This is a genomic window from Streptomyces hazeniae (assembly GCF_031845485.1).
Lineage (GTDB): Bacteria > Actinomycetota > Actinomycetes > Streptomycetales > Streptomycetaceae > Streptomyces > Streptomyces hazeniae.
In genome coordinates this window covers 1-23,244 of the sequence record NZ_JAVREQ010000034.1, presented here as the reverse complement: position 1 = coordinate 23,244, position 23,244 = coordinate 1, and the positions used below count along the sequence as shown (strand labels likewise).

Here is a 23,244-nt window from a genome sequence, read left to right as displayed (position 1 = left end):
TGATCTCCCTGCTTTCTCTGCCTCCACACTTACCCGAATCGGGGTGCCTCTTTGCCTTTTTCCCTGAACCAGGGCGACGCGCTGGCCGTGCTCGCCACCCTGCCGGACGACTGCGTCGACTCCGTGATCACCGATCCGCCGTACAACTCCGGCGGGCGGACGGCGAAGGAGCGCACTGCGCGCAGCGCGCGGCAGAAGTACACCTCCGCCGACGCCAGCCACGGCCTGGCCGACTTCACCGGCGAGAACATGGATCAGCGCTCCTATAGTTACTGGCTGACCCAGATCATGACCGAGGCGCAGCGGCTGACGACGCTCGGCGGGACGGCGCTGCTGTTCACCGACTGGCGCCAACTGCCCGTCACCACCGATGCGATCCAGGCCGCGGGCTGGCTGTGGCGCGGGGTGCTGGCCTGGCACAAGCCGCAGGCCAGACCGCAAAAGGGCCGCTTCACGCAGAACTGCGAGTTCATCGTCTGGGCCTCCAACGGCCCGCTCGACGCCGCCCGCCACCCCGTCTACCTGCCCGGTCTGTACAGCGCGTCGCAGCCCTCCGGTGCCGTGCGGCAGCACATCACCCAGAAGCCCGTCTCGGTGATGCGCGAGCTGGTCAAGATCTGCCCCGAGGACGGCACGGTCCTCGACTTCTGCGCCGGATCGGGTTCAACCGGTGTCGCCGCCCTGCTGGAGGGCCGGGACTTCATCGGCGTGGAGAAGACCAAGCACTACTTCGCCATCGCCGAGCGCCGCCTCGACGAGGCCCTGCACCAGACCCTCACCCAGGACGACGTCGTCCTGACCGCCTGAGCGGTCACCGCTCGCCGAGCACGCACTGGCCGGCCCGAGTGCCGCCGTCCCCCTTCACCCACCCCCGCCTGTAGGAGGCCCGTTCTCGCATGCCCGAATCCGCCCAAGAACCCCGTGACCAAGGGGAGCCGGAGCCCGTCCACCTGCCGGAAGGCGATCTGGAAGGGATCGAGGCGAGCGTGCGGAAGCTGATGGCCCAGTCCGCGCAGCAGGCCCAGCAGCTCGACCACCTCGCCGCCGCCCCGTCCCCCGACGGGCCGTCGCCGTTCGCCGCGTTCGGCATGCCCTCGGGCGGCGGCCCTGCTCCGGCCGTGCCGCCGGAGCCCCGGCCGATCCTGGAGCTAGAGGGAGAGGAGTACGAGGACGAACTCGACGCCCTCAGCGACTGGGTCGACGACTTCTTCCTCCCGGTTTACGGCGCCGAGGTGACCACGGCCGCGCCCTGGTGCCTGCAGTGGCAGGAACACGACGAGATCGTGGCCTGGCTCCACGCCCTGTGGATGGCCTACCAGCAGCACAGGGACCCCGAAGCCGGGCTGTCCGGGATGCTGGTGTGGCACCGCGACTTCCTCACCCACACCCTCGCCGTGATCCGCGCCCCGGGTGGCCCGCTCTCAGCGTGCATGACCTCCCCCGACCGCCCGGCCCACCGCATCCTGCCCGGCCCGCCGCCCTCCACCCGCACACAGAGGACCGGCCCGGACGACGCTGACCACCCTGAGGTCGGCACGCCAGGCGAGCAGGCATGAGCGCCGAGCGGCGGCCGGTCTTCGGGCTCAGCTTCGACCCGCGTGCACTCACGGACCTGCTCGAAGCGCCCGACCAGATGCGTGACCACGCGCTCTCCCGGCTCCAGGACGTGGTCACCGCCCGGGAGGTCGGACGGCGCCTGTCCGGTGATCTGGACGGTTACCGCAAGCTCGTCCTGGAGGGGTGGGAGGAGTGGCGCCTGGTCTACGGCCCTCGTTCCCTGCCTCGTGGCTCGGAGTACGGGCGGGTGATTCACGTGGTCGCCGTCCGGCCGCGGATGGGCAACGACGCCTACGACACCGTCGGACACCGCCTGGGCATGACCCGCAGGCCGCTCAGCGCCCGAACCCACGCCGCGCGTGCGGCCTCTCCGCAACTCTCCGGCTCCCGGCCTGTGCCCACCACCAGCCCGCCTGTCCCAGGACCCGCCCGGCCAACTGCCGGCTGCGGGGCGCACCGCGCCCCCCGCTGACGGCCGCGCTCTCTGCTCCTCTCGGCCGGCGCCCACCGCCGGCCGCTCCGATCGAAAGGCCCCATGCCCCCCACCGATTCCACCCCGCCCGAAGACAGCCGGAGCTCGCCCCGAGACCTCGACTTGCGCCTGGACGGTTTCGAGGCCGCCGACCACCACACCGAGGTGGCGTTCTGGCACGCCGTCGGCTATGAGCAGGACGCGCACAACGTCCTCGCCGAACACCACACTCCGGACGGATCCAGCAGCTACTACGTCGCGCACAACTCTGCCGTCACCTGGGGAATCCCCGGCGATCCCCAGATCGCAGCCCTTCAGGTGAAGCGTGACCTGAAGGCGAAGACGTTCACCTTCGAGCATGTCATGCTGCCTCTGCCCGCCATGGCGCAGTCCTGGCTGATCAGCCGCGGCTGCCCCCGGGACGCCATCCGCATCCCGCTCGGCGCCACGGCCGGCCCCGCCGACGAAGCGCCCCGTGCACTGGAAGAACGGCTCATGGGCGACGGCGACCACTTCGCTCTCGGCTACAGCTACACCAGCGACGACCTCGACGACATGGTCATCGTCGCTGCGACCCGCGACCTGAACGGCACTTCTGCCACGCCGTACCGCGTGCTGCTGCAGGAAGTCGACACCAACACCTGGACCTACACCCTGCGCGAGGGCGGCTTCGCCACAGCGGACGAGGCCGTGCAGTGGTGTCGGGACCGGCTCGCCGGGACCGCCGGGCCACTGCCTCCCGTCAGGATGACTGCGGCAGCTCCGCGACCGCCGCAGACCCCACCGGTCCCTGGGTACAGCCCACCCGGCCGCAGCCGCTAATTCCCGCTGCAGGAACGGGAATATAGGCGGCGATCACCGGTTCGGCAAACCTGCCTTTCCACCGGACCCTGGTAACACCTCTCGGAAATCCCCAGGGGAGCGGCAGGACCGGTACCGCCAATTCACGTGCCTCCGGTCCTCGATTTTTAGAAACCGGTGCCTGGCGCGCCGTTTTCCTGGCGAAAGGAAACCGTGCGTGTACGAGGACGCGGGAGATGTCGTGGGCGTGCTCACCGGCGAGATTGAGCGGCTATTCGACATGCGATGGGACCAGCTGAAAGACGCGGTGGCCGCAGCGCCCGGCGTGTATCCGACCGCGACCGATGTCGTAACCCGGCACGGCGACCTCATCGAGTCCCAGCGGGCCCTGGAACGTGCCGAGGACGACCTGCTCGCCGCGCTGCAGGGCACACAGGCCGCCCCGGTGGACGAGGCGACGCTGGGCCTCGCGCACCGAGTCAACGACGCGGTCGCCGCCCGCGACGAACGTGCCATGGCCGTCACCCACCTCCTCGACCCCAGCACCGCCGGCACGCCCGGGGCCGCGGTCGACTCCCGCACCCGCGGCCACCGCCGATCTCCGGACGCCAAGCTTGGTACGCCTGCGCCCCGGGCCACCTCCTCCGGCGCCCGGTCCCGGAGGGCGGCCCGGTGAACGTGCGCGACACCCCCTGCACGCTCGACGCCCGTCTCGCCGAGGTGTTCCTTGCGCTCGCTGAGCAGCAGCTGATCCGGGTGCGGGAGGCGATGGCACCGGAGCGGGACATCGTCACCCTGTCCGCAGGAGACCTGCGGTTCGACGCCCAGTGGCTGGAGGCCGCGCTGGAGGCCCGCAACGGCTACCGCACCGCCCTCGACACCCTCCTTGACGCGACGCCCACCGACCCCGAACACAAAGGGCGTCCGGTGCACCTCACGCAGCACCAACTCAGCACCACCCTGCCCACAGCCGCCCCAGCACGACCCGTGGGGAATCCCGGGACCGCGCCCGTGACGCCGACGCCGAGGCGCTGAGCGCCGGCCGCGCGGCGGTGCCGCATCCGTCTCCCGCGCGCCCGGCGCCCCTTCCCACCCGAGAGATCACCTATCACCTCAGGAGTTCCTCCTTGGCCACGACCGGTCTGCCCCCCGCCATCGCCACCGACCTCGCGCGGGTCACCGAGACCCTCGCCATGATCACCCCCAGGTGGCACGTCCGGCTCCTCCCCGCCCTCGCCGACCGCGCCCTGCGCTACAGCGAGATCGCCGAAGCACTCCCCTGGCTGCACGACGGGCAGCTCCACCCCAAGCTCCGCGCACTGTGCGAGACCGGTTTGGCCGACCGCACCGAGCACTCCGCCCGCCACGTCATCTACGGCCTCACCCAGCGCGGGCAGCACCTGCTGCAGGTACTACCCGCCATCGCCTCCTGGGCCGAGGAACACCTGGAAGAGCCCGAAACGCCGCTCACGGCTACCGAACAGGCCGAGGACGGCCTCGCACTGCTCAACCGCAAGCAGACGCCCGCCACCCTGTGGGCGCTGAAGATGCACGGCGAGGCCAACGCACCCGCTCTGGCAAAGGTCCTGGGGCCGGGCCGGGCGCCCTCCACCCTCTACCGGGAGCTGCGGCTGCTCACCGAGGACGGACTGGTCAAGGCCGCTGGCGCCGCCGACCGCGCAGCCCCCTACCGCCTCACGGCGGCCGGGGCCAGCCTCGGCGGCGTCTTTCACTCGCTGTCCACGTGGGCCGCAGGTCGTCCCTCGGCCGAAGCAGGCTGGCACCCGGTCTGGGGCCGAACCGACCGCGGCACCGCCTCCCGCAGCACACCGAGCCGGCACAACCGTCGGCCACTCCCCGCTCAGAAGCCACCCGGCACATCGCCGGCCTACCGCCCGGCCTGGAACAGCGGGGAGTTGTTCTCCCACACCGGCCCCGCGCGAGCGAAGGTCGGCGCCGCGACGGGAGGCGTCCGTCGATGACCACCATCCTCTCCCGCAGCCGGTTCGAGGACACGAGCATCGCGCTGTCTTCCCCGGAACTCGTCCGTCTGGTTACCGAGATCGACGACAACGGCACCGTCCCGCAGCGCGGACTGGCGAGCGCCCTTCCTGACCTCACGCCCCACCAAATCCGGAAGGCAACCGAGCAGGCAGACCTGCTCGGACTGCTGGACCGTTGTGAGGATGGCCTTGCCCTGAGCACGGCCGGTCGCGAACTCGCCGATCTCTACGACGTCGCCGCCCGCTGGGCCCGCCGGCACGACGTCCCCGACCGCACCTGCAACTTCACCAGCCGCATACGCCACACCTTTACCCACCTGACCGAACAAGCCGCAGGCGACCATTTCAGCCGTACCGCCTCAGGCCACGGTCTCGACCGCCTTTACCAGGAATTGGCGAACTGGGTCGGCACCCACCAACCCCGAGATCTGGCTGCTCCTGGGAGTACAGCGGCATGACACCGACGTCCACCACGCGCCCGGCCACGGCGGCACACGCACTTGACGACCCCCGCCCCCAGTCGACGATCAGCGAGCGGTTCCACAAGTTCGACGCCGCCCACCCGTGGGTCTACCGGGAGCTGGAGCAGCTCGTCGCCCGCCGCCTGGCCTCCGGAGAGAAGCGGGTCGGGATGAAGGCGCTGTTCGAGGCCCTGCGCTGGCGGCACCCGCACGGAGCGCAGGGGCTCAACAACAACTTCACCGCCCTGTACGCCAGGCGGCTGCTCGCCGAACACCCGCAGTGGGCTGCCGCGATCGAGACCCGCCGCCGACGCACCCCCTGACTCCGGCCGCATCGACGGCGCGAGCCCACCAGCGCGGATCGGCCGCCCACAACTCCCTACGACCGGAGACCCCTTGCACCACACCTCCCACAGCCCCGACGCCGAGATAGACGGAGACGTCTACGTCTCCCCGCGCTACCTCGCCGGCACGATCGGCATCGGCGACCCCGCCCTCGACCCCCTCCGCGCCCTGGGCTGGGACCTCCACCACGACGAGCTGGCCAACGCCTTCCTCACCGCGCCCGACCACACCGTCTGCCTCGGATTCCTCCCCGAAGGCCCCGACGAGGGCCTGTGGCGCATCAACGCCTACGACAACCCCTTCGACCCCCCGGCCTGGGGCGTGTGCTTCAACGACTCCTGCCCGACCGAGTTCGTCACCGCCTTCACCACCGCACTCGCCCATGCGTACCAGCAGGGCCCCTCGACCTTCCTGGCCAAGCCGGACACCAACGACCCGGAACTGAACGCCTTCAACGCCATCGCCCCGCTCGTCAACCGCGGCTGGAAGATCGAGTACCCGCGCTGGGGCGTCCTCGCCCTGCACGCCCCGGACGGCCTCGCCACGCTGGAGTACACCACCGACTCCCTCGACCCGCAGGCCGAGCTGACCACCCGCGAGGCCCGCTGGCACCTGTGGGCCGGCACCTCTATCGACCGCCCCGCCTGGTACGCCACCGCCAGCACCGACACCCCCGTCGCCCTGGTCAAGGCCGTCACCGAGTGCGTCTCCGACCCCGCACCGCTGCCCCGCTGGCGCCAGGACACCCACTCTTACGTACGCGACCTGGCTACCCTCACCCCCATCCTCCCGCCGGTACCCACCCCACTCGACGTCCAGCGCACCGCCGCCGCCACCCGCCGCCCTGCGGCCGCGGCCGCGGCCGCCACGAGCGTGCCGCGCTGGAGCACCACCAGCCGAACCACTTACCCCCGCCCGCGCCGCTGACCGCGGCAGGAGGCACCGCATGACCCTGCACGCCCGCGATTTCTTCGCCGAACTCTCCCTCCCCTTCACCGACAGCCACGTCGTCGGCGACACTTACCTCGCCACCCCAGATCCCGGCGGCCCGCTGCGGCTGCGCATCGACTTCACCCGCGCTCGCGCCGATGTGTACGACGGCCTCCGACTCGCCGTCATCCACCGAGACCGCGGCGAACTCGATGTCGTCGTCCTGCGGTTCGACGACCACAAGACCTTCGACCACCGCGACTCCACCCTCGGCCACAGCCCGACATCGATGGGCTACGCCGTATTCCACGACTTCCGTGAGCGTCCTGACATCGTGCCGTGGAGAGGCGCCCACACCAACGGCCTGCGCGACGCCATCGAGCAGTACAGCGCGGTGTGGTTTCCCGGCGCATGGCGGCCCCCGTCGCGAGTACGTGCTTCAAGCCGAGCACCCGTGAAGGCCCCCGCCCCGCCCGCTGCCCGCGGTGCCGGTCGCGCCCGCTGACCAAGCCCCGTTATCTTCTTCGCGGTCCTGCAACGGGGCCGTTGGCCTCCGGGCCCGGCATGACTGTTGCCCCCTGTCGCTCGTATGACCTGGGGGGTGGTGTCACCGGGCCCGAGGGGTGCCGTCGGAGACGCTGATAAGAGGACCGGCCGTCGCCTGACCTGGTGCAACACCAGGTCGTCTGCGGCCGATAGGTCTGCATAACGTGGATGCGCGCGTGCGGCCCCCGAAGCCCGAGGCCGGCATGCCATCGACGACATATGGGGGCACGGTGACCAGCATCGACGAAGTGGGCGTCTTCCTCGGCCTGGACGTGGGCAAGACCGCCCACCACGGCCACGGCCTGACCCCCTCCGGGAAGAAGGTCTTCGACAAGCCCCTGCCGAACAGCGAACCGAAACTGCGGGCCGTCCTCGACAAGCTCACGGCCAAGTTCGGCACCGTCCTGGTGATCGTGGACCAGCCCGCCTCCATCGGCGCCCTGCCCCTGACCGTGGCCCGGGACGCGGGCTGCCAGGTCGCCTACCTGCCCGGCCTGGCCATGCGCCGGATCGCCGACCTCTACCCCGGCGAGGCCAAGACCGACGCCAACGACGCCGCAGTGATCGCGGACGCGGCCCGCACCATGCCGCACACCTTGCGCACACTGGACGCGGGGGATGAGACCACGGCCGAACTGACCCTCCTGGTCGGCTTCGACCAGGACCTGGCCGCCGAGGCCACCCGCACCTCCAACCGCATCCGCGGCCTGCTCACCCAGTTCCACCCGTCGCTGGAACGTGTCCTGGGCCCCCGCCTGGACCACCCCGCCGTCACCTGGATCCTGGAGCGCTACGGCTCCCCACAGGCTCTGCGCAAAGCCGGCCGGAGCAAGCTCATCGAGCTCATCCGCCCCAAGGCCCCACGCATGGCCACCCGGCTCATCGACGACGTCTTCGACGCCCTGGACGAGCAGACCGTCGTCGTCCCCGGCACCGGCACCCTGGACGTGATCGTGCCGTCCCTGGCGAAGTCCCTCGCCGCAGTTCACGAACAACGCCGGGCGCTGGAGACGCAGATCGAGGCCCTCCTGGAGGCCCACCCTCTTCACCAGGTCCTGACGTCGATGCCCGGCGTCGGCGTCAGGACCGCCGCAGTCCTCCTGGTCACCGTCGGCGACGGCAGCAGCTTCCCCACCGCCGCCCACCTGGCCTCCTACGCCGGCCTCGCACCGGCGACCAGGTCCTCCGGGACCTCCATCCACGGCGAACACGCCCCCAGAACAGGAAACCGGCAGCTCAAACGCGCCATGTTCCTCTCCGCCTTCGCAGCCCTCCACGACCCGGCCTCCCGCACCTACTACGACCGCTGCCGAGCCCGAGGCAAGACCCACACCCAAGCCCTCCTCCGCCTCGCACGCCACCGCATCAGCGTCCTGTTCGCCATGCTCCGAGACGGCACCTTCTGCCAACCCCGCACCCCCGCCAACACTTGACGAAAGACATAGAGGCACCCCCCTCGCCCCCACCCCTTGCCTGCTCGGGAGTCCCCTCGTGTGTGTACGACCCGCCCGCCTGCTGATCAACGCCGTCGCGACGGCAGTCGCGCTCCTGGCAGGGGCCCCGACCGCGCAGGCGCAGCCGCACGGAAGCCCGCCGGACACGAAGCTCAGTGCCGAGGAAGCCTTCTCTGCGACGCAGTCGGCGGAAGCCCGCCCCGACGGCTCCTCATGGCTCCACGGCGCCGCGGGACTCCTGCTGGCGGGTGGCATCGGCGCACTCTTCGTCCTCCGACCGCCCGACGCTGCACAGCACCACGACGACACCCACAGCGGCTGACCGGCGCCTCTCCCCGAACGACTGGCCCGGGTCGGCAAGGGATGTCAACCTAGACGACCTTTCCACAAGCACCAGGTCAGAAAGGTGATCGCCTGTGACCGTGGCTCCCGCGACCTCGGGACTATCCACCGTCGTCGAGGCCCTGCGGGCTCCGCGAGTGGCAGCTCGGCGCCGGCCAGCCGACGCTCGTCATGGACCAGTTCCGAGCGGAGGACTTCCACGCCGTGATCGACGACCGAGGCGACGTGCACGTCAGCTCAAGGGACGGCCGCTTCTACGCCGGCTGGTTCCCGGCCGGCCGCCCCGGAACCGGTGAAGGATGGAAGATCGCCGTCACCGGCACCCCCCAGCAGGCCGGATATCAGGTCACCTTCGACACCGCGACGCCGGCAGACATCGTCGCCGCCACCGTGAGCCGCCTGCTGGAGACCTCCCAGCCCCTTGGAGGCTGACCCCCTCCCCAACCGCCCTGGCAGAGCCCACATATCCTCGAACCTGGAGGCTCCCATGGAGAGCACGGAGATGACCGTCGGCGATCTCCACGACCGCCTGTCTACCTGCGACTCAGCCGCGCTGCTGCAGCTGGCGATGAACCCCTACTTTCCCATGTCCCACCGCCCCGCGCAGATCATCCAGACGGTGGACGAGAACGGACGCAGTGCCGTTTACCTCGCCGAGGGAAACGAGGCGGAGACCCAGCTCGGGCCCCTGCCCCCTGAGGTTGCCGCCGCACTCGCCTGGCACGAACCCGCCCCAGCGCCGCGGCAGCGTATCCGTCGTGGCGCCGACGGCAACTAGACATCCAGCCCCAGGAGGCGCTCCTGTACCCCGAACTCCCTTCCGGCCCCACGGCGCCGAACGGCGCCGAGCCCACGTACTGGGTCGGCCCCCGTCACCTCGCAGGTGACGACGGCCGCCTCTACGACACCGTCGCCGACACCCTCTCCGGCATCGGCTGGACGAACCTCGCCCTCATCCGAGGACGCAAGCAGCCAGACGAGGACCAACAGGTCCTGCGCAGCACCGTCCTCCACATCAGCCCCGACGGACTTCGCTGGGCCCAATGGGTCCTGGCAGACGAGCCCTTCCTCCTCGGAGGGTTGCCGATCGCCTGGCAGGTCTCCGCCCGCACGGACAACAGCAGCCCGATTGGGAAGTGGTCCGCCTACTTCACCCCCGGCGTCCCCGGCGAAGCGCTCGCCGACTTCCTCCTCGCCCTCGACGCCCACGACCAGCCCACCACCTCATGGGCCGGGCCGGAGCGGGTCCTCGACGCCGCGACCGCGCACGGCTGGCGCAGGGCCACCGACCGCCCCCACACCGCGGCGGCCGACCCAACCGCCACAGGCCGCCTCGCCTACAGCGAGATGCCGCCCCTCATCCAGGACGCCGACCCCCACACCCTGGCCACTGAAGCGGACCAGACACGGCCCGCCGGATGGCAAGCATGGTCACAGCCCACACCCAACGGCGCCTGCCTGTGGGCAGCCTCCTTCAGCCACGGCGTCCCCCACGACCTCGTCGCCACCTTCGCCGCCTCCCTCACCACCAGCACCCCCGTGCTGCGCAGGGTGCTGCCCGACAGCACCAAGGGCCGGCTCCTTGGCGCCCCCGCCGACTGAGCCGTTAGCGCACTGCTGTGCTCTGGAAGCTCGCACGGCAGGGAACAACACCTGCCCGTGAAAGCACCCAGGCCCGGCCTTCCCACTCGTTATCAGGAAGGCCGGGCCGGGCCCGCCCCTTTAGCCGGCACACTCGGCCTCTCGCACTTTCAAGCGCGATGGCGCCCCGGCGACTGCAGGGTAGCTGTGTTCACGAGCTTCTGGCGGCAGATGTTCACGGCATCCGGAGGGCCCGAAGAAGCACTCCCGGGAGGAACCGCCGGAGCCCGGTAAATTCCTTGTCACCATCGACTCCACCTGCTTCTGGCCCGCATGGCAGACGGTACGGGTGCGGCCGACGACGACGGAGACGGGCACACCTCATCCCACGTATTGCCTGGGGCGATGTGTGGGGCACACATGGCCGTGCGCGCAGGTGGGGAGCAGGCGATGCCCGCGAACGACGAACCGGCCCGCCGCCGACACCAGCACCGCGTCGGCCACCTGTGACCTCAGCTGGTGTCGACACCGGGCAGAGCGACCGCCGCACTCGCCGCCCTTGGGAGCCGACCCCGAACGGCACGGCGATGGATCCGTCAGACCAGAGTGCAGGGCCATGACGGGCAACCTACCGGGCCTGACCGGCCATCGAGGAGGAGCCGCAGCGGCGCGTTGGCGGGGCCTGAGTCGCCGACGTCCGCGGTCAGCGGCTCGGGTAGGGGAGGAGGGCCATCTCGCGGGCGTTCTTGATCGCGGTGGCGATCTGCCGCTGCTGCTGCCGGGAGACCCGGGTGATGCGGCGGCTGCGGATCTTGCCCCGGTCGGAGAGGAACTTCCGTAGCAGGTCGGTGTTCTTGTAGTCGACGTAGGTGATCCCGGCTGCGTCCAGCGGGTTGGGGCGGGGTTTGCCGGGCTTGCGGGCGCCGGAGCGGGGTGCCATGGCGGGCCTTTCGTTCGGGGTTTCAGGAAACCGGGTCGAGGAGGTCGTCGAAGGCTGCGGGCAGGTGCTGCCACGCCTCCGGCCCGGCGAGGTACTCGGCGTCGGTGAGCAGGCAGGAGTCGAGCAGGTCGACGAGGTTGCCGCTGTCGAGGCCGGGAGCGGTGAACACCAGGTGCTGGCAGCGGTCTCCGTGTTCCGGATGCCAGTCCAGTGCGGCGGCAGCCCTGCGCATCGGCGGGACCGTCTCCCACGCGGCGTCCGGGAGGGAGGCCAGCCACGGCCCGGCGCACTCCACGCACAGCGCGCCGCCGGCGGCGTCCCAGGACAGCAGGGTGTCGGGCCGGTCGGCGAGCCAGAAGCGTCCGCGGCTGCGCGCGGCTGCGCAGGCCAGGTCCTCCAGTGCGTGGTAGAGGCGTTCGGGGTGGAAGGGGCGGTGACGGCGCCAGACCAGGGTGGCCACGCCCGCTTCGTCGGCTTCCTGCGGGAGCAGTGCGCAGGCCGGGTGCTGGGCCGCCGCGGCGGCCTCGATGTCGAATCCGGCCAGTGCGGCACGCGCCAGTTCCCCCGAGTCGAGGTCGACGTGCCGTGCCGTGGGGTGGACTTGACGCAACAGGGCACGGTCCTCGTCGTCGGCCTCCTCACCGTCGACGAGGGCCAGTACGGGCGGGTATTCCAGCTGGCGGGCGAAGGTGTCGCCCACGGTGCGCTGGTCGGTGGCCGCGGCGGCCAGTCCGGCCTCGGCGAGGTCGTCTCCGTTGGCCAGGCACGGCAGTACGAGCGCCGGGTCGATGGCGGTGATGACGTTCGTCAGTTGCAGCGTCTCTCCGCCCGCCGCGACGATCACCTCCGCCATGGCCTTGGGTTCGACGGAGTCCCACAGTTCGACCACGGCGAGCCGAGTGAGTCCGCTGTCGGCGAGTCGCTCCAGCTCGGGGACGAGGTCCTCTCGCAGGGCGCAGCAGGCGCAGTCGTTGACCAGCGGGGTCTCACCACGCGAGGTCTCGCCGTCTGCGTCGCGGACGGTGCGCGTGACCGAGCCGTCGGCGGCGGAGCCCAGGTCGTGGTGCAGGGCGACGCTGTCGGGCACGGTCTGCAGCAGGCGTTCCACGGTCGCGCGGCGGGCGTCGGCGTGCAGCCCGGCGACGACGACCACCGCGAGCGTCGGGGCGTCGGTGGGCATCAGCGCTTCCCGTAGCGGCGTTCGAAGCGCTCGACGCGGCCGGCGGTGTCCAGGACGCGGGCGGTGCCGGTGTAGAAGGGGTGGCTCGCCGAGGAGGTCTCGACGTTGATAACTGGGTAGGTGTTGCCGTCCTCCCACTCGATCGTCTTCTGGCTGGTCATGGTCGAGCGGGTGAGAAAGGCGAAATCGGCTGCCCTGTCGCGGAAGACGACCGGACCGTACGCGGGGTGGATGCCTTGCTTCATGAGTGGTGGCCCTCCTGGTGACGTGCGTGTCAGCGCTCTTCGCGGAAATCGACGTGCCGGCGCACGACCGGGTCGAACTTGCGCAGCACGAGGCGGTCGGGGTCGTTGCGGCGGTTCTTGCGGGTGACGTAGGTGAAGCCGGTGCCCGCGGTGGAGCGGAGCTTGATGACTGGACGGATGTCATTGCGTGCCATACACGCTACACTAAATGAAAATGATTCTCATTTCTAGTAGTCCTTCGGGGAGAGCAGGGAGGGTGCGACGTGGCGTGCAGGAGCAGCGGGGACGTGCGGTCCGCGCGTAGGAGTGTCCTGAGTGTCGTGACCGGCAACTCCCCGCAGATCCGTGGGGAGGTCGTCGACCGGTTGCAGCAGACCGCACCCGGCGTCGTGGTGCTGTCCGTCTCCCTCGAATCCACCGGGTCGGGTCATCCGGTGGTGCAACGGCTGTCCACCTTCACGGCGCCGCGCACATCCGCCCCCGGTTCACGTGGCGCGACCGGAGACCCGACCATCGTGCTGCGGCAGGACCTTCTGGCTCTCCGACGGGACGCAGACGCCCGCCATGTCGCCCTGACGCTGCCGGGCGACGTGGACCTGCGGCCGTTCCTCGCCGAACTCTGGCGTCCACGCCTGGGCTGTGACTCGCTCGGCGACCACTACGACGCCGCACCCGTCCTCGTCGGCATCGACCCCGACGCCTTCCTCTCCGACCTCGGCCGGCCCCGCGAGGTGCGGCGCCTGTGGCACGGCCGCGACCGCGGGGAGGCGGTGACGTGCGCGGAGGCGGCGGCGCGCCAGGTCGAGGCGGCCGACTGCCTGATCCTGCCCTCTGCACCACACGGGCGAGGGAGTGACCGCTCGGAGCGCGTCGCTGCCCTCGTGGGCCACCTCAACCCCGACGCGCACCTCATCGGCGGTGTCCCCCACGACGCGCTGCCGGCCACCGCGTCGGCGCCCCGCCCGCCGGACATGCCGATCTGGGACGAGCCGGAGACGGTGTCGGTACCCCGCGCACGCCGTGGCAGCCGAGACGGAGTCGACGGCGTGTTGTGGCGCGCGCGAAGGCCGCTGCACCCGGGACGCTTGTCGGAGGCATTGCCCACCGTCATGGCGGGCGTACTGCGCAGCCGCGGCCACCTGTGGCTCGCCGGACGGCCCGACTCCGTCATCACCTGGCGCTCGGCCGGCTCACACCTGGAACTACGGGAGGCCGACGACTGGTTGGACTCCGGCGACGCGACGGCCTGGCGCACCGCCTCGCCGTCCCGCCGCACCCTCGCGTCGTGGTTCTGGCACGACTACTACGGCGAACGCCGCAACGAGGTGACCTTCACCGGCGTCGGGCTGGACGCAGACCGACTGCGTGGCGCCCTCGACGCAGCACTGCTCACCGACGCCGAACTGGTGGGCGGCCGGGACGCCTGGGCCGCGATCCCCGATCCGCTGCTCAGCGCATCAGGGGCAGGGCCGCAGGAGCAAGCCTGAGGAGGGGCCGGCCCGCACACCCCGCACGTCCTGGCAGGCGGCTTTGCCTCTCCCGCCCCAGAGTAAAGAGACTGGCCACTCCTGGGGTGCGCCCACTTCATGGAGCCAGGCCGATCGAGATTTTCTCCGCGGTTCCGCGCCGCTCGGTCTACGAGCAGTGTCTGAGGGCGGCCGACTTCCGCAAGCCGTCGTGACGCGCCTCCTCTATGTCGAGGGGTGACACGGCGACAGCTCTCTGCGCGGAGGGCTATGAGTCCTCCTTCTCATCAACCACGATTTATTGAAAATGATTGTCATGCTTTTGTAGGATGCCGAGTACCGCTCCCGACCGGACGCCCCTCGCACACATCGCCCGACCGTCGCACCCTGGAGTTCGCCCGTGGTCGACTCGCAGCAGAAGTCAAACGCCAGGACGCCGCGCCACGGCGTCCGCATGACGCACCAGCGGCAGATGATCCTCGAAGCGCTGGAGTCCTGCGAAGGCTTCGTCTCGGCACAGAAACTGCACGCGCGACTACAGAAAGACGGCAGCACTGTCGGACTCACGACCGTCTATCGCGCCCTGGCCGGGCTCGAACGCGCCGGTCTGGCCGACCTTCTGCGCGACGACACCGGGGAGCGTCTGTACCTGCGACGTCCCACCGACGAGCACCGGCACTACCTGAGATGCCGCGACTGCGGCAGCGCCAGCCCACTGGACGCCGACCCGGTCGAACAGTGGGCACACCGCATCGCGCAGACATCCGGCTACACCAACCTCGAGCACACACTGGAACTGACCGGCGTCTGCGCAGGCTGCCACGACCACGGAAGGTCGGGCACAAACCCTAGGCAGTAATGAAATCCATTTTCATGTAGTGTGGAAGCACGCTCCCTCGTCACACCCGGAGGTCCTCATGGCCGTACCCAAACGCAAGATGTCGCGCAGCAACACCCGGCACCGTCGCGCCCAGTGGAAGGCCGTGACGCCTCAGCTGGTGACCGTCACGGTGGACGGCGTGCCGTACCGCGTCCCGCAGCGACTGGCCAAGGCGTACGAGGGCGGACTGCTCCGCCCCGAGGACTGATTCCCCGCATGGCTTCCGCTCCCTCGCCGCTCCTGCCCGTCACCGTCCTGTCGGGATTCCTCGGCGCCGGCAAGACCACGCTTCTCCACCACGTCCTCACCAACCGCGAGGGCCTGCGCGTCGCCGTCATCGTCAACGACATGAGCGAGGTCAACATCGACGCCGCGTTGGTGCGGGGCGGCGAGGCGGCTCTGTCGCGCACCGAGGAGCGCCTGGTCGAGATGACGAACGGGTGCATCTGCTGCACCCTGCGCGACGACCTCCTGGAGGAAGTGGACCGCCTATCACGCGAGGGGCGTTTCGACTACCTCCTGATCGAGTCCTCCGGGATCTCCGAGCCCATGCCGGTGGCCGCCACCTTCGCCTTCGCCCGCGACGACGGTGCCTGCCTCGGCGACCTGGCCCGCCTGGACACCATGGTCACGGTCGTGGACGCCGCCAACTTCCTGCCCGAGCTGGCCGGCGGCGACGGACTGACAGAACGCGGCCTGGACCAGTACGAGGACGACGAACGCACCGTCAGTGACCTGTTGATGGACCAGGTCGAGTTCGCCGACGTCATCGTCGTCAACAAGCTCGACCTCGTCGACGAGGCGTCCGCCGAACGTCTTCAAGCCACCCTGGCCCGGCTGAACCCGGCCGCCCTCGTCCTACCGGCCGTGCGGAGCCGCGTACCGGTCGGCGAGGTACTGGGCACCTCCCGCTTCGATCTGGAGCGGGCTCAGCAGGCACCGGGATGGGTCAGGGAACTCAACGGCGACCACGTCCCCGAGACGGAGGAGTACGGCATCTCCTCCACCGTCTTCCGCTCGGCGACGGCCTTCCACCCCGGGCGGCTGTGGACCTTCGTGACCGAGACGCTGGACAGCGGCGTCCACGGGGAGGTCCTGCGGTCCAAGGGCTTCTTCACCCTCGCCAGCCGACCCCGTGCGACGGGGCTCTGGTCACAGGCCGGCTCGGTGGCGCGCTTCGAGCCGACCGCCGCGCGCGACACCGGCAGCCCTCACGCCCAGGAACTCGTGTTCATCGGCACCCGGCTGGACGCGAAGGCGCTACAGGCGGCCCTGACCGGCTGCCTTCTGCGCGACGGAGAGGAGTTGCCCGCCGACGACCCCTTCCCCGCCTGGGAGACCTTCGGTTTCGACGAGAGCTGCGCGCACGAGCACGAGCCCCTCACAGGCGTGACGGGGCCATGAGACTCCGGGCCGGACGGTGGTCGCAGCCACGGCACCGTCCGGCCCGGTACACCCGGTACACGGTCCGTCAGGGAGGCCGCTCATGGACAGGGAAAAGCCGCATCTGGGAACGGTGCAGGAAACCCTCCTCATCCCGCTGTACGCCCGCGCGGTGGAGAACGGCAGGGAACAACCGCTGCTGCGGGACACGCGAGCCGAAGAGATCGTCGCCGCTCTCGACTACGACTTCGCCCGCTTCGACGAACTCCCCAGCCTCACCGGCACCCTGCTGCGCGCCCGCCTCTTCGACCGCTGGGTGAGCGACTTCCTCTCCACGCACCCCGGCGGAACCGTCGTCGAGATCGGTACCGGCCTCAACACCCGCTACGAACGCGTGGACAACGGGCGCGCCCGCTGGTTCGAACTCGACCTGCCCGACGTGATCGACCTGCGCGGGAGGTTCTTCACCGACACCCCGCGGCGTACGACGATCGCGGGCTCGGTGACGGACGGGGCCTGGGTCGAGGCAGTGGCCTCCCAGGCCGCCGACGGGCCCCACCTTTTCGTCGCCGAGGCCGTGCTCCCCTACCTGGACGCGGCCGACGTGCACCGGGTCGTTGATCTCCTCGCCGACCGGTTCCCGGGCTCTCTGCTGGCACTCGACACCGCCGGGCCCGGCTTCTTCGACACCCAGGAACAGCACGACGCCCTCAGCAAGGTCACGGCTCGCATGCGCTGGTACTGCCCCGACCCCGCCCACCTGGCGGGGTGGCTGCCCGGAACCGAGGTGCTGGCGTCACACACCCTGACCAGCCTGCCGGAGCCCCTGCTGGCAGAACTCCCTCTCCCTTACCAGCAGATGATCGCGGACCTCGCCGTTCAACAGCTCCCCCAGGTCGAGGGCTACCACCTCAACATCCTCCACCTTCCATGACCTCCCGGCTCCCGGGTCTCCCGAGAGGGCCTAGGAGGCCCGGGACGCGGTGCGCCCGGTACCGCCCGTCCCCACAGCGGCACAACTGGTCGTCAGCGGACCGGGCGACCGACCTCAGGAGGTCAGTGGTCGTCCCAGTGACCGTCGTGGGCCGCGTGCCGGTGGTCGTCGTGCACGTAGTCCATGTGATCGCCGTGCGGCACCGCGACATGCCCGCAACCCTCGCCGTGCACGTGCGGATGGTCGCCGTGCTGCTGGTGCTCGGCGGCCTCGCACTCGTCTGCATGACCCTCGTGCTCACGGTGCAGATGACCGTCGTGCACGTAGTCGACATGTCCGTCGTGAGGAATCGCCACGTGCCCACAGCCCTCGCCGTGGGCGTGGTCGTGTCCGGGGTGCGGCTGGTGTTCGAAGGAAGCCGTCACGCTACCCATCTCCGTAGATCGGGCCACCTCTAAGAGGAGGCGGCAGTTCTCATTGCAGATATTCTTCACTCTGCCTTTTGACATTCCCATAGATCACACACCATGACAAAAGAGACGAGAGGTCACCCGTTACACCTCGCACGGTCGAGTTCGCTCGCCCTTCTGCCTGCTTTCTCCGCGCTGCGAGGTCACGGAGGAGATTCTGCGACGCCCATTGCGGCAGTGGATCAATCGGCCGCCGCCGCTGGACTGGTCCGACCAGCAGATCTCGGGAAACGTTGATCGAGCGGCACTTGACCTGGCACAACTTCCGTGGATGCGTGGGGCGGTTCGCAAGCAGAGAGGGGCGACAGGCGGCCGTCACCGATGTCGAAGCGCTTGTCCGTGCCGCTCACGGTGACTCGCGCAAGCTGACGTCAACCGGACCGCTGACCGTGATCAGCTCCAGTCGAACCGAGTCGTTCGCGAATACCCGGTCGGCAGCTGATTGGGCCGCCCAGTCGGCCCAGAGCAGGTTGGCGACCCCGGCCGCCGGCACCCTGTGCCCGCCTCCCGACCCGGACGCGCCGGAACTGAATGAGGACGAGGGAGCCAGACTGGATGCCGACGCCCGGCCAAGCCGCGCGGCAAGGGTCGCTGCTACTCCCCGGCGACGGCCGGTTCGGATGCGCGGGTCGGGGCGTCACGGACGCCGAGGCGGAGGTGCTCCACATGGTAGAGCGCCTGGTCGAGGAGTTCGGCGACGTGGTTGTCGTACAGGGCGTAGACGATCGACCGACCGTGGCGTTCCCCGGTGACCAGCCCGAGGTTGCGCAGCAGGCGCAGCTGGTGGGAGCAGGCCGAGGCTTCCATGCCGACGGCGTCTGCCAGCTCGCTCACCGAGCAGGGACCCTGCTGCAGGCGAGCCAGGATGTGCAGCCGGGACGGGGTAGCGAGAGCCTGGAGGGTCGCGGCGACGTCGGCGGCGCCCACAGTCTCGAGGCGCTCGCGGGTGGTGGCGTTGCTGATGGCGCCGTTTCCGTGACCCATGGCCCCAGCATACCGATCACACTTGAAGACCTATTCAGTTGTTCTTGTATGATGGCGTCACCCCGATTCGGCCCTGAAGGGTTTTTGTCATGTCCTTTGTTCTGGATCAGCGACGCTCGGCGCCAGAAGCCGCGTCGCGGCCTGCCGGGCCACGGCACCGGACGCGCTTGCTGTCGCTGCCGGAGGCCCGGTGGGCGCTAGCGGCCCTGGCGCTGTTTCTCCTCGCGCTCCCTGTGTACCTGTTCGGCGGTCCTGCGTGGCTGTGGGGCGCACTGTTCGCCGCCACCTACGTCACAGGCGGCTGGGAACCGGGGTGGGAGGGCCTGAAGGCCCTGAAGGACAAGACCTTGGACGTGGATCTGCTCATGGTCGTCGCAGCGCTCGGCGCCGCCGCGATCGGCCAGGTCCTCGACGGCGCGCTACTGATCGTCATCTTCGCCACATCCGGCGCTCTGGAAGCCGTCGCCACCGCCCGCACCGCCGACTCCGTACGCGGCCTGCTCGACCTGGCACCCAGCACCGCGGTCCGGCTGTTGCCCGACGGCACCGAGGAACGCGTCGACACCGGACACCTCGCGGTCGGCGACACTACCCTGGTCCGCCCCGGCGAACGGGTAGGAGCCGACGGACAGGTCCTCGCCGGCACGAGTGACGTCGACCAGGCCACCATCACCGGCGAGCCGCTGCCGGTGGCCAAGCAGACGGGGGACGAGGTGTTCGCCGGCACCGTCAACGGCAACGGCACCCTGCGTGTACGCGTCGACCGTGATCCGTCGGACTCGGTGATCGCCCGGATCGTGAAGATGGTGGAGGAAGCCTCCGAGACCAAAGCCCCCACCCAGCTGTTCATCGAGAAGATCGAGCAGCGATACTCGATCGGCATGGTCCTCGCGACCCTTGGCGTCTTCGCCGTGCCCCTCGCCTTCGGCGACGAGCTCCAGTCGGCGTTGCTGCGCGCGATGACGTTCATGATCGTGGCCTCGCCTTGCGCGGTCGTGCTCTCCACCATGCCGCCGCTGCTGTCGGCCATCGCCAACGCCGGACGACGGGGCGTGCTCACCAAGTCCGCCGTCGTCATGGAACGCCTCGGCCAGGTCGACTTGGTTGCCCTCGACAAAACCGGCACCCTCACCGAAGGCACCCCGCGCGTTACCGACCTGTGCCCCCTGCCCGGTACCGGACTGGACGAGGACGCACTGCTCGCCCTCGCGGCCGGTGTCGAGCACCCCAGCGAGCATCCCCTCGCGCGGGCCGTCGTGGACGCGGCCCGCGAACGTGGCCTGCTCCTGCCCACGGCCGTCGACTTCGCTTCCGTCCCCGGCGAGGGCGTCACCGCCATCGTGGACGGCCACACCGTCCAGGTCGGATCCCCCTCAAGGTTGCTGGGCGACCCCGCGCACCAGCCGCACCAGAAGGTGGCGGCCGATTTGGAGGACGCCGGGCGCACGGCGGTGGCCGTACTCCAAGACGGCTTCACCGTAGGAGTGCTGGGGATCGCGGACCGGCTGCGGCCCGACGCGCGGGCGACCGTCGCCGCACTCACAGAACTGACCGGCCACACACCCGTCCTCCTCACCGGCGACAACGAAAGCGCTGCGAAGCACCTGGCCGCCGAGGTCGGCATCACCGACGTTCGTGCCGGGAGACTGCCCCAGGACAAGGTGACAGCGGTGAAAGAGTGGGAGACCGCAGGGCGCAGGGTGCTGGTCGTCGGCGACGGCGTCAACGACGCCCCCGCGCTGGCCGCCTCCCACGCCGGGATCGCGATGGGCAAGGCAGGATCCGACCTCGCGCTGGAGACCGCGGACGCCGTCGTCGTTCGCGACGAACTCGCCACCATCCCCGCGATCATCCAGCTTTCCCGGACCGCTCACCGGCTCGTCGTCCAGAATCTGGTCATCGCCGGGTCGTTCATCACCGTCCTGGTCGCCTGGGATCTGATCGGCACCCTCCCCCTGCCCCTCGGCGTCGCCGGACACGAAGGGTCCACCGTCATCGTCGGCCTCAACGGCCTGCGCCTGCTACGCGAAGTCGCCTGGCCCCGCATCACCAAGAACGCCCCGTAAGTAAACGGACCATCCTGCCGCCCCCGCGCCGGGGGCGGCACGGCCGACATCGCCACCTCCTGGCGTCTCAGGGGACCCTGGTGAGGCCGGCCGCCGGGAAGGGAAGGCACATCGCGCCCCGACGGTCTCCCTCTTACCCCGTCGGGGAGGGTGTCCTGCCGTGGGAGCGCCATGAGCTCCGCAGGGGTGACAGGGGCAGGGATATGAGAAATCCGGTGGCGATGACGAGGGTGACGGTGCCGCCGGCGGCGAGGTTCCAGTGGGTGGAGATGGCCAGGCCCAGCGCGCAGGACGCCGTGCCCGTGAAAACAGAGAGAAACACGGTGGTGCCGACCCGGTCCGTCCACAGTCGGGCGATGGCGGTGGGGCCGACGAGGAGAGCCATGGTCAGCATGACGCCGATGGCGGGGGCGGTGACAACGATCACGGCCTCGACGAGGAGGAGCAGCAACAGGTCGAGCCCGGCCACCGGGTACCCGGCGGCACGCTGGCCTTCCCGGTCGAAAGCGCCGTGCAGCAGCTCTTTGTGAAAGGCCGTGAGCAGGAGCACGACGAGTGCGAAGACGCCGGTGGTCGTGACGAGTTCCTTGTCGGTGACGGTGATGAGGGAGCCTGTCATGAATGCTTCGAGGTTCCGGCTGAAGCCGTCGGCGGCGGAGAGCACGGCGACGCCGAGGGCGAACCCGGTGGCGAGCATGGCGCCGGTGGCGGTTGTGGCACCCTGGTCGGGGCGCCGGGACAGGGCGAGCACGCCCATGCAGGCAAGCAGCCCGGCAACCGCCCCGCCGAGGTAGATGTTGAGGCCGAGTACGGCGGCGACCGCTACGCCGGGGAACGTCGCGTGCGTCATGGCCATCGCGAAGAAACTCATCCGGCGCAGCACCACGTGCAGGCCGACGGCCCCGCACAGGCAGCCGACCAGGGCGGCCTCGGCGAGGGCACGGTGGGTGTAGGAGTCGAGCCAGCTCATGCCCGGTGTGCCTTTCGCATTGCGGTGCCGCCGAGCGCGAGTGCGTAGCCCGAGGCCATGAGCAGGACGACGGCGGGACCTGCGGCGAGGGGTAGGCCGTAGCCGACGGAGGCGTGGTAGCCGGCAGCCAGTCCGAGCCAGCCGCACAGCGCGCCGAACGCGGCGCCGGCAGCGGCGATCACCGGTACCCGGTGTGACAGGGCGCGCCCGAAGGCGGCGGGGAGGATGAGTAGGGCGATCACCAGGACGGTGCCGACCGAGCGGACCGCGGCGACGACGACCAGGGCGATCACCACATTGAGCGCCAGGTCGAGCAGCCCGGTCCGGTAGCCCATCGCCCGGGCGCCCTCGGGGTCGAACGCACGCAGGGTCAGGTGGGGGCCGAGGAAGGAGAGTGCGAGGAGGCACCCGGCCGCGAGCAGGCTGCTCTGCAGGACATCGGCCCATGTCACGGTCAGCACCTGACCGAAGAGGAATGCCGTCAGGTCGTGGTGGTAGTCGTGCTGCCGGGTCACGAGAATGACGCCGAGCCCGAACATTGCGGTGAGCAGCACAGTGAGCGCCGTGTCGTCGCTGACGCGCGGGGCCCGGGTGAGGCCGGTGAGGAGCACCGCGGTTGCCAGCCCGGCGAGCAGCGCACCCCAGAACACCCCGTCGGCGGCGCCCACGGCGAAGCCGATCACGACACCGGGGAAGACGGTGTGGGTGAGCGCGTCGGCGACGTAGGCGAGGCGGCGCAGCATCACGAACGTGCCCACCACTCCGCCGGCTCCGCCGAGAACGACCAGCTCGGTGAGGGCACGGGCCATGTACGGCAGGTGGAAGGGGTCGGTCAGCGCGCTCACAGGCCCGCCACGATCGTGCCTCCGTCGGACTCCAGGACCCGCCCGCCATAGCAGCGCCGGAGGTTGTCCGCTGTGAGCGTCCCCTCGACCTGACCGAAGCCGAATTGGCGGCCGTTGAGCAGGCACACCTGGTGGCAGAGTGTGCGGGCGACGGCCAGGTCGTGGGTGCTGACGACGAGGGCGGAACCCTGCGCTGCCAGGTGGCCGAGGGCACTGATCAGGGTGTCCCGGCTGAGCGCGTCGACACCGTTGAACGGCTCGTCTAGGGCCTGTCCGGCGGATCATGTGACTGTCGGGTCGATGGCTCGTTGTGCTCGGCATGGGGCGGGGTGATCTGAGTAATGCGGAGTGGGCCCGACTGGAGCCGCACTTACCGACGACGGGGCGTC

General features: G+C 70.2%; 29 protein-coding genes and 1 pseudogene. 22 read left to right on the top strand and 8 right to left on the bottom strand.

Translation table 11 applies throughout. The features are described from left to right. Nucleotides 1–51 precede the first annotated feature (51 nt). The 16 genes and pseudogenes from RM572_RS26480 (at nt 52) to RM572_RS26405 (ending at nt 10,513) form a co-directional block, all read left to right on the top strand. The gene (locus RM572_RS26480) at nt 52–807 is read left to right on the top strand and encodes a DNA-methyltransferase (RefSeq protein WP_311675907.1); all 756 of its coding nucleotides are present in this window, start codon (nt 52–54) and stop codon (nt 805–807) included. A gap of 191 nt (nt 808–998) precedes the next feature. Further along, nucleotides 999–1,556, top strand: a complete 558-nt coding sequence (locus RM572_RS26475; RefSeq protein ID WP_311675942.1) for a DUF4913 domain-containing protein — start codon at nt 999–1,001, stop codon at nt 1,554–1,556. Next, nucleotides 1,553–2,029 carry a hypothetical protein gene (locus RM572_RS26470; RefSeq protein ID WP_311675906.1) on the top strand — a complete coding sequence of 159 codons (477 nt, stop codon included), beginning with the start codon at nt 1,553–1,555 and terminating at the stop codon, nt 2,027–2,029. Before RM572_RS26475 ends, RM572_RS26470 begins: the two co-directional genes overlap by 4 nt. 63 nt (nt 2,030–2,092) lie before the next feature. Continuing rightward, nucleotides 2,093–2,851, top strand: a complete 759-nt coding sequence (locus RM572_RS26465; RefSeq protein ID WP_311675905.1) for a hypothetical protein — start codon at nt 2,093–2,095, stop codon at nt 2,849–2,851. Between the two features lie 196 nt (nt 2,852–3,047). Further along, nucleotides 3,048–3,506 (top strand): hypothetical protein, encoded by a 459-nt coding sequence (locus RM572_RS26460; RefSeq protein ID WP_311675904.1) that lies wholly within the window; start codon nt 3,048–3,050, stop codon nt 3,504–3,506. Continuing rightward, nucleotides 3,503–3,865: a hypothetical protein gene (locus RM572_RS26455; protein ID WP_311675903.1), complete on the top strand. Its 363-nt coding sequence runs from the start codon at nt 3,503–3,505 to the stop codon at nt 3,863–3,865. Before RM572_RS26460 ends, RM572_RS26455 begins: the two co-directional genes overlap by 4 nt. 92 nt (nt 3,866–3,957) lie before the next feature. Beyond that, entirely contained in the window at nt 3,958–4,812 is an 855-nt protein-coding gene (locus RM572_RS26450; RefSeq protein ID WP_311675902.1) for a helix-turn-helix domain-containing protein, read from the top strand. Beyond that, nucleotides 4,809–5,291: a regulator gene (locus RM572_RS26445; protein WP_311675901.1), complete on the top strand. Its 483-nt coding sequence runs from the start codon at nt 4,809–4,811 to the stop codon at nt 5,289–5,291. Before RM572_RS26450 ends, RM572_RS26445 begins: the two co-directional genes overlap by 4 nt. Continuing rightward, the gene (locus RM572_RS26440; protein ID WP_311675900.1) at nt 5,288–5,617 is read left to right on the top strand and encodes a hypothetical protein; all 330 of its coding nucleotides are present in this window, start codon (nt 5,288–5,290) and stop codon (nt 5,615–5,617) included. Before RM572_RS26445 ends, RM572_RS26440 begins: the two co-directional genes overlap by 4 nt. Nucleotides 5,618–5,690: 73 nt before the next feature. Beyond that, nucleotides 5,691–6,566, top strand: coding sequence for a DUF317 domain-containing protein (locus tag RM572_RS26435; protein WP_311675899.1), 876 nt, complete (start codon nt 5,691–5,693; stop codon nt 6,564–6,566). Nucleotides 6,567–6,585: 19 nt separating this feature from the next. Beyond that, nucleotides 6,586–7,074, top strand: coding sequence for a hypothetical protein (locus tag RM572_RS26430; RefSeq protein ID WP_311675898.1), 489 nt, complete (start codon nt 6,586–6,588; stop codon nt 7,072–7,074). Nucleotides 7,075–7,345: 271 nt separating this feature from the next. Further along, nucleotides 7,346–8,548 carry an IS110 family RNA-guided transposase gene (locus RM572_RS26425; protein ID WP_311675897.1) on the top strand — a complete coding sequence of 401 codons (1,203 nt, stop codon included), beginning with the start codon at nt 7,346–7,348 and terminating at the stop codon, nt 8,546–8,548. 58 nt (nt 8,549–8,606) lie between these two features. Continuing rightward, nucleotides 8,607–8,891 (top strand): hypothetical protein, encoded by a 285-nt coding sequence (locus tag RM572_RS26420; RefSeq protein WP_311675896.1) that lies wholly within the window; start codon nt 8,607–8,609, stop codon nt 8,889–8,891. 94 nt (nt 8,892–8,985) lie between these two features. After that, nucleotides 8,986–9,343: pseudogene (locus RM572_RS26415) on the top strand (DUF317 domain-containing protein). Nucleotides 9,344–9,398: 55 nt separating this feature from the next. Then, nucleotides 9,399–9,689 carry a hypothetical protein gene (locus RM572_RS26410; protein ID WP_311675895.1) on the top strand — a complete coding sequence of 97 codons (291 nt, stop codon included), beginning with the start codon at nt 9,399–9,401 and terminating at the stop codon, nt 9,687–9,689. Between the two features lie 2 nt (nt 9,690–9,691). Next, nucleotides 9,692–10,513 (top strand): DUF317 domain-containing protein, encoded by an 822-nt coding sequence (locus RM572_RS26405; RefSeq protein ID WP_311675941.1) that lies wholly within the window; start codon nt 9,692–9,694, stop codon nt 10,511–10,513. A gap of 682 nt (nt 10,514–11,195) precedes the next feature. Here RM572_RS26405 and rpsR read toward each other — a convergent pair. The 4 genes from rpsR to rpmG are packed head-to-tail and all read right to left on the bottom strand — an operon-like array spanning nt 11,196 to nt 13,051. Beyond that, on the bottom strand, nt 11,196–11,432 hold the full coding sequence (gene rpsR / locus RM572_RS26400; RefSeq protein ID WP_311675894.1) for a 30S ribosomal protein S18: 237 nt from the start codon (nt 11,430–11,432) through the stop codon (nt 11,196–11,198). A gap of 22 nt (nt 11,433–11,454) precedes the next feature. Further along, nucleotides 11,455–12,612, bottom strand: coding sequence for a CobW family GTP-binding protein (locus tag RM572_RS26395; protein ID WP_311675893.1), 1,158 nt, complete (start codon nt 12,610–12,612; stop codon nt 11,455–11,457). Beyond that, the gene (locus RM572_RS26390; RefSeq protein ID WP_311675892.1) at nt 12,612–12,857 is read right to left on the bottom strand and encodes a type B 50S ribosomal protein L31; all 246 of its coding nucleotides are present in this window, start codon (nt 12,855–12,857) and stop codon (nt 12,612–12,614) included. The genes RM572_RS26395 and RM572_RS26390 overlap by 1 nt, the downstream gene beginning before the upstream one ends. A 29-nt stretch (nt 12,858–12,886) precedes the next feature. Further along, entirely contained in the window at nt 12,887–13,051 is a 165-nt protein-coding gene (rpmG, locus tag RM572_RS26385; RefSeq protein ID WP_311675891.1) for a 50S ribosomal protein L33, read from the bottom strand. Between the two features lie 126 nt (nt 13,052–13,177). Here rpmG and RM572_RS26380 point away from each other — a divergent pair, with 126 nt between their 5' ends. From RM572_RS26380 to RM572_RS26360, 5 genes are all read left to right on the top strand, one after another. Continuing rightward, on the top strand, nt 13,178–14,344 hold the full coding sequence (locus RM572_RS26380) for a GTP-binding protein (RefSeq protein WP_311675890.1): 1,167 nt from the start codon (nt 13,178–13,180) through the stop codon (nt 14,342–14,344). Nucleotides 14,345–14,723: 379 nt separating this feature from the next. Further along, the gene (locus RM572_RS26375; protein ID WP_311675889.1) at nt 14,724–15,182 is read left to right on the top strand and encodes a Fur family transcriptional regulator; all 459 of its coding nucleotides are present in this window, start codon (nt 14,724–14,726) and stop codon (nt 15,180–15,182) included. 58 nt (nt 15,183–15,240) lie between these two features. Beyond that, nucleotides 15,241–15,411, top strand: a complete 171-nt coding sequence (gene rpmF, locus RM572_RS26370; protein WP_311675888.1) for a 50S ribosomal protein L32 — start codon at nt 15,241–15,243, stop codon at nt 15,409–15,411. An 8-nt stretch (nt 15,412–15,419) separates the two neighbouring features. Next, nucleotides 15,420–16,607: a GTP-binding protein gene (locus RM572_RS26365; protein WP_311675887.1), complete on the top strand. Its 1,188-nt coding sequence runs from the start codon at nt 15,420–15,422 to the stop codon at nt 16,605–16,607. Between the two features lie 82 nt (nt 16,608–16,689). Continuing rightward, entirely contained in the window at nt 16,690–17,520 is an 831-nt protein-coding gene (locus RM572_RS26360; protein WP_311675886.1) for a class I SAM-dependent methyltransferase, read from the top strand. A 122-nt stretch (nt 17,521–17,642) separates the two neighbouring features. On the opposite strand, the gene RM572_RS26355 is transcribed toward RM572_RS26360, so the two are convergent. Next, complete coding sequence (locus RM572_RS26355) at nt 17,643–17,954, bottom strand: hypothetical protein (protein ID WP_311675885.1); 312 nt, start codon at nt 17,952–17,954, stop codon at nt 17,643–17,645. 630 nt (nt 17,955–18,584) lie between these two features. After that, nucleotides 18,585–18,974: an ArsR/SmtB family transcription factor gene (locus tag RM572_RS26350; protein ID WP_311675884.1), complete on the bottom strand. Its 390-nt coding sequence runs from the start codon at nt 18,972–18,974 to the stop codon at nt 18,585–18,587. An 89-nt stretch (nt 18,975–19,063) separates the two neighbouring features. Here RM572_RS26350 and RM572_RS26345 point away from each other — a divergent pair, with 89 nt between their 5' ends. Further along, entirely contained in the window at nt 19,064–21,040 is a 1,977-nt protein-coding gene (locus RM572_RS26345; protein WP_311675883.1) for a heavy metal translocating P-type ATPase, read from the top strand. 133 nt (nt 21,041–21,173) lie between these two features. Here the strand turns inward: RM572_RS26345 and RM572_RS26340 are convergent, their stop codons facing one another. Together RM572_RS26340 and RM572_RS26335 are read right to left on the bottom strand one after the other, a co-directional pair. After that, on the bottom strand, nt 21,174–22,010 hold the full coding sequence (locus RM572_RS26340; protein WP_311675882.1) for a metal ABC transporter permease: 837 nt from the start codon (nt 22,008–22,010) through the stop codon (nt 21,174–21,176). Then, on the bottom strand, nt 22,007–22,855 hold the full coding sequence (locus tag RM572_RS26335) for a metal ABC transporter permease (RefSeq protein ID WP_311675881.1): 849 nt from the start codon (nt 22,853–22,855) through the stop codon (nt 22,007–22,009). Before RM572_RS26335 ends, RM572_RS26340 begins: the two co-directional genes overlap by 4 nt. Nucleotides 22,856–23,244 lie beyond the last annotated feature (389 nt).

Coding starts and splice junctions, on each gene's coding strand:
- RM572_RS26360 (WP_311675886.1), top strand. CDS start 16,690: ATGGACAGGGAAAAGCCGCATCTGGGAACGGTGCAGGAAACCCTCCTC.
- RM572_RS26410 (WP_311675895.1), top strand. CDS start 9,399: ATGGAGAGCACGGAGATGACCGTCGGCGATCTCCACGACCGCCTGTCT.
- RM572_RS26350 (WP_311675884.1), bottom strand. CDS start 18,974: ATGGGTCACGGAAACGGCGCCATCAGCAACGCCACCACCCGCGAGCGC.
- RM572_RS26365 (WP_311675887.1), top strand. CDS start 15,420: ATGGCTTCCGCTCCCTCGCCGCTCCTGCCCGTCACCGTCCTGTCGGGA.
- RM572_RS26345 (WP_311675883.1), top strand. CDS start 19,064: ATGTCCTTTGTTCTGGATCAGCGACGCTCGGCGCCAGAAGCCGCGTCG.
- RM572_RS26355 (WP_311675885.1), bottom strand. CDS start 17,954: ATGGGTAGCGTGACGGCTTCCTTCGAACACCAGCCGCACCCCGGACAC.
- rpmF (WP_311675888.1), top strand. CDS start 15,241: ATGGCCGTACCCAAACGCAAGATGTCGCGCAGCAACACCCGGCACCGT.
- rpsR (WP_311675894.1), bottom strand. CDS start 11,432: ATGGCACCCCGCTCCGGCGCCCGCAAGCCCGGCAAACCCCGCCCCAAC.
- RM572_RS26445 (WP_311675901.1), top strand. CDS start 4,809: ATGACCACCATCCTCTCCCGCAGCCGGTTCGAGGACACGAGCATCGCG.
- RM572_RS26470 (WP_311675906.1), top strand. CDS start 1,553: ATGAGCGCCGAGCGGCGGCCGGTCTTCGGGCTCAGCTTCGACCCGCGT.
- RM572_RS26395 (WP_311675893.1), bottom strand. CDS start 12,612: ATGCCCACCGACGCCCCGACGCTCGCGGTGGTCGTCGTCGCCGGGCTG.
- RM572_RS26475 (WP_311675942.1), top strand. CDS start 999: ATGGCCCAGTCCGCGCAGCAGGCCCAGCAGCTCGACCACCTCGCCGCC.
- RM572_RS26340 (WP_311675882.1), bottom strand. CDS start 22,010: ATGAGCTGGCTCGACTCCTACACCCACCGTGCCCTCGCCGAGGCCGCC.
- RM572_RS26440 (WP_311675900.1), top strand. CDS start 5,288: ATGACACCGACGTCCACCACGCGCCCGGCCACGGCGGCACACGCACTT.
- RM572_RS26390 (WP_311675892.1), bottom strand. CDS start 12,857: ATGAAGCAAGGCATCCACCCCGCGTACGGTCCGGTCGTCTTCCGCGAC.
- RM572_RS26430 (WP_311675898.1), top strand. CDS start 6,586: ATGACCCTGCACGCCCGCGATTTCTTCGCCGAACTCTCCCTCCCCTTC.
- rpmG (WP_311675891.1), bottom strand. CDS start 13,051: ATGGCACGCAATGACATCCGTCCAGTCATCAAGCTCCGCTCCACCGCG.
- RM572_RS26465 (WP_311675905.1), top strand. CDS start 2,093: ATGCCCCCCACCGATTCCACCCCGCCCGAAGACAGCCGGAGCTCGCCC.